We start from the raw sequence: 3944 nt of genomic DNA on the forward strand, positions 1-3944 counted from the left end.
GGCTGTCTGGCAGGGGCAGGGCCTGGCTGGCCGGGTCGGCATCCAGTGCCTGCAGAATATCGTTGGCGCCAGCGGGTTTGGTCAGATAGTTATGCGCGCCACGGTGGGTGGCGGCGACGGCGGCGGCGATACTGCCGTAGCCGGTCAACAGGATCACCCGGCAAAGGGGGAAGTGCTGGCGGATCGGCTCGATCAGGTCGAGGCCATTATCGCTGCCCAGGTTCTGGTCCAGAATCGCGCCGTCCAGCGGGGCGCTCTGTGCGGTTAGCTGCGCGATCAGCTGCAATGCCTGCTCGCGATCATGGGCCACATGGACCTGGGCGCCATGGCGGCTCAGCGCCCGGGCGGTTTGCTCGGCCAGCAAGTCATCGTCTTCGACCAGCAACAGCTGACGGGTGAGAGAGGCGTTGTTCATGATGCGGCTCCCGGGCTGTCGGTTTGCGGCCAGTGAATCCGCGCCTGGGTCCAGCTGTGGCCAAAGTCCATTTCCAGTTCGGCACCGATTTGCGCCAGGCTGGAGTGCACCAGAGTGAGCCCCATGCCCAGGCCTTCGCGTTCTGAGTCCGGGTGTGCCGGGCCATCATCACTGAGCTGGAGTCGATAAAGCGGCGCATGATTGCTGACGGTGATGGCCAGTCGCGTGGCGCCGGCGTCCATGGCGTTGTAGCCCAGATTGCACAGTACCCGGAACCAGCTCTGACTGTCGGCCACCTGGGGGTCGGTTTCCAGCGCATGCGTCACCTTGAGGGTGGGTGCCAGATGACGCAGGTGCTGTTGTAATTGTTGAATCAGCACGCTGAGGGGGAGTCCGGATTCCAGCTGGGCGTCTGTGCCCTGTTTGAGTCGGCTGGCCACGTTGCGGGCCAGGTGATCCATTTGCTCGACTTCCGGACGCAGTGAGTCGGGCATTTCGGGAGCGTGAATAAGGTTGTCTGCCAGCATCACCAGTGTGCCCAGCGGGGTATTCAGTTCATGGGCCTGGTCCGCCAGGGTCGCGGCTACCTGATACATATGCTCACGGCGCCCGGCCAGATCCAGTGCCTGTTCCTGTTGCCGTTGTTGTTGTCGCATCAGTCTCTGGATGACCTGTCCGAGCAGGCTGAGCATGACCAGCAGGGCGATGAAGACAGCGGCCATGCCGGCACTGTGCAAGCCGCTGAGTTGGTGGCTGAGGGCATGTAACGGGCTGTTCATGGCGGGCATTTGATACCAGCTCAGCGACACCATGTAGCCGCCCAGTGCCAGCAGGGCGACCAGTAGGCCCCCCGTCATGGGCAGGGTCAGCGAGGCCATCAGGGCGGGGACCAGCAGGTAAAACGACAGGGGGTTCCCCGCGCCCCCGAACCCCTGAATCAGGCCGGCAAACAGCACCACGTCCATGGCCAGTTCCAGCGTCAATAACTGGCTGTGGCGGCGGCCGTGGACCTTGCGCGTAAGCAGCGTGACCAGGTTGGGTAGCAGTAATGCGCCCAGCCAGCCCAGCTCCGTGAGCTGATAGCCGGTGTGGCCGAAACGCTGCAGCACAATCAGGGCCAGCGTGATGACCAGTACCAGCAGGCTGCGCAGCCAGATCAGTCGCAGACGCCAGTTCAATAAGGGGGGGCGATTATCCATGGTGGCTATTGTAACGGTAAATCGGCGCGGGCAGGTGTGGCAGTTTGCCCGGGGGGGGACGAGTTGAACGTTCAACTGCTCTTCAAGGCCGCAGCAGTCGCCCTTCGTATAACTCGCCGGCAAAGGCGGGCAGTTTGGGATGGCGGTGCTGGCGGGCCGTTTCGGGCTGAAAGCCTGCGCGCTGGAAAATACGAGCGGTATCGCGGGTGAGCTGGCAACCGCATGCCAGCGGTTTCCATGCCGGGTTAAGCGTTTTTTGCAGGCGTTGAATCCAGGGGCGTTCGCTGAGTACGTGCTCCAGTGACAGCAGGGTACCGCCGGGTTTGAGGACGCGGAAGGCTTCCCGCGCCGCCAGGTCCGGGTCCGGAATGGTGCAGAACACCAGGCAGGCAATTACCGTATCGAAATGCTGGTCCGGGTAGGGCAGCTGTTGAGCATCGCCTTCCTGGATGTGAAAGCGTTCAGGGGCATCGCATTGTTGTGCACTGTCGCGGGCCAGGGTGAGTAGCCCGCCGGCCGGCTCGATGCCATGAATTTCGGTGGCGGTATGGCTGTAGAAAGGGAAGTTGGCGCCGGTGCCGACGCCCAGCTCCAAAACCCGGCCGCTGGCCTGGGCCAGCAGCCGTTGCCGGTCCCGGTAGACCGGACGGGTGGCCCAATCCAGTAATACCGGGAACAGCTTGTCTTCGTAGAGGGACATGTGTCGCCTGTTAGTTGCGCTCTGGCAGGATGTATTTGTCCGGGTTGTTCAGCATATCCATGCTCAGCGGGTCGCTGATAATGCTGGTCAGGTTCCGGTCTGTTTTCTTGCTGAACTTGCGACGCAGTTTTTCGAACTTGCGGAAACTGCGGAAGTTAAGCGCATACAGGCGCACTTCCTGCAGGCGCTTGTAGGAGTACATAACGTCCAGCGCATCCATGGAAAATTCCGGGCGGATCTTCATGGCTTTTTCCAGGTAGCTGATCGCTTCGTTCAGGTCACGTTTGCGGTTCATGTAGATCAGCGCGTTGGCGTATTCGTAATTGACGATGGGAATATCCGGGGCCAGCTTCAGGGCGTCAGCAAAGGATTCTTCCACCGTGGTGGTGCGCGCGCCATAGGTCATGCGGCCGGTGAACTTGCCCACCCGGCGCATGATGCCGGCGTCCACGCCGGCGCGGAAGGCATGGGCCAGCGGTTGTTCGGGCATGATCTCAACCACCTCTTCAGCACTGTTCTTGATCTTGCCGATATAACGGCGGGCGACCACGATCGGCACCGGAGATTCTTCCGCGATGCGGGCAATGGCGTAGGCGTAACCGAGTTTCACCGAGGCGACAATGGGGGCCACCGCAGGATCGTCGGCCGCTTCTTCCATGTCATCAAAGTACTCTTGTGCCTGGTTGGCCACGTCCTGGAGCATCATGTATTTGGTGCTCTGACGATCAGCGAGATAGATGGCGTACATCAGCTGGGAAAACAGGGCAGGAATCTTGCCGATGGGGCCAAGTTTGAGACCTTCTTCGCGGGCTTCCTGGAAGTCGCCGGCAAAGAACTTGCGCCATACCTGCAGGCTGCGAGCCTCCAGCACCTGATAATCACCGTTCCAGTCTTTGATATCCTCTTTCATGAAGGGGTACTTTTCGAACTGTTCCTTCATGTAAGCGGCGGATGGGTAGGGCACCTTCAGGCCGCGCATCAGGTATTCCCATTTGTCGCGGATTTGCTTGTCGGTATAGGTGAAGTAGCTTTTCTTGTAAGGCACCTCGTTCCATTTTTCGACGAAAATACGTTCATCCACCGGGATTTCCTGCATTTGCAGTTCTTCCGGGGTGACTTCGTCCATTTCGTCGTCGGCCTCGTCATCGCGGGCCGCATGGAGTTGCAAGCTGATAGCGCAGAGCGCGATCAGGCACAGAGAGCGCCAGAACGGTACAGAATATGCTGCCATGGTGTTTTACAGCTCTTGTTGTTGTTGTGTTTGTAGGCGAACAGGTTCGCCGGGCCCCGATAGCCCTGTATGGCATAACAATGCCATGCGGGCGGGATGTGAACAAGTTCTGGTCAGTATGAGTTTGCTGACTGGAGTGTAACGTTGTTATGCCTGCCCGGTTTGCACCGGGCAGGTGAGGGGGAGGGGCGGGAATCAGGCGGTGGCGCCGGCATCGCGCAGGGCCTGCGCGTAATCGTTGCCTTTCGGGTGCTGGGTAACCAGGTCTAGCAAGGTGCGACCTTGTGGATCACGGGCATCCAGATCCCGGTTCTGGTCCTTGAAAAACGTCAGAAAGCGGGCGAAATCCTCCGCGCGAAGGGCGCGGTACGCTTTTTCCAGCAAGTGGAAGTCCCCGTT

At 60.3% G+C, this 3944-nt stretch carries 5 protein-coding genes; all 5 read right to left on the reverse strand.

Translation table 11 applies throughout. From position 1 onward, the window contains the following. On the reverse strand, positions 1-415 hold a 415-nt coding region (locus A3754_RS16235; RefSeq protein WP_063520535.1), incomplete at its 3' end, for a response regulator. After that, positions 412-1614 (reverse strand): HAMP domain-containing sensor histidine kinase, encoded by a 1203-nt coding sequence (locus A3754_RS16240; protein WP_063520536.1) that lies wholly within the window; start codon positions 1612-1614, stop codon positions 412-414. The genes A3754_RS16240 and A3754_RS16235, both read right to left, overlap by 4 nt. Positions 1615-1696: 82 nt before the next feature. Further along, entirely contained in the window at positions 1697-2314 is a 618-nt protein-coding gene (locus A3754_RS16245) for a class I SAM-dependent methyltransferase (protein WP_063520537.1), read from the reverse strand. Between the two features lie 10 nt (positions 2315-2324). Next, complete coding sequence (locus A3754_RS16250; protein ID WP_063520538.1) at positions 2325-3545, reverse strand: hypothetical protein; 1221 nt, start codon at positions 3543-3545, stop codon at positions 2325-2327. Positions 3546-3740: 195 nt separating this feature from the next. After that, on the reverse strand, positions 3741-3944 hold a 204-nt coding region (locus A3754_RS27785), incomplete at its 5' end, for a PA4642 family protein (RefSeq protein ID WP_063520539.1).

The sequence above is a fragment of the Alcanivorax sp. HI0083 genome, from assembly GCF_001635175.1.

Bases quoted from the DNA above. Each gene is read 5' to 3' on its own strand.
- A3754_RS16240 (WP_063520536.1), bottom strand. From the start codon at position 1,614: ATGGATAATCGCCCCCCCTTATTGAACTGGCGTCTGCGACTGATCTGG.
- A3754_RS16245 (WP_063520537.1), bottom strand. From the start codon at position 2,314: ATGTCCCTCTACGAAGACAAGCTGTTCCCGGTATTACTGGATTGGGCC.
- A3754_RS16250 (WP_063520538.1), bottom strand. From the start codon at position 3,545: ATGGCAGCATATTCTGTACCGTTCTGGCGCTCTCTGTGCCTGATCGCG.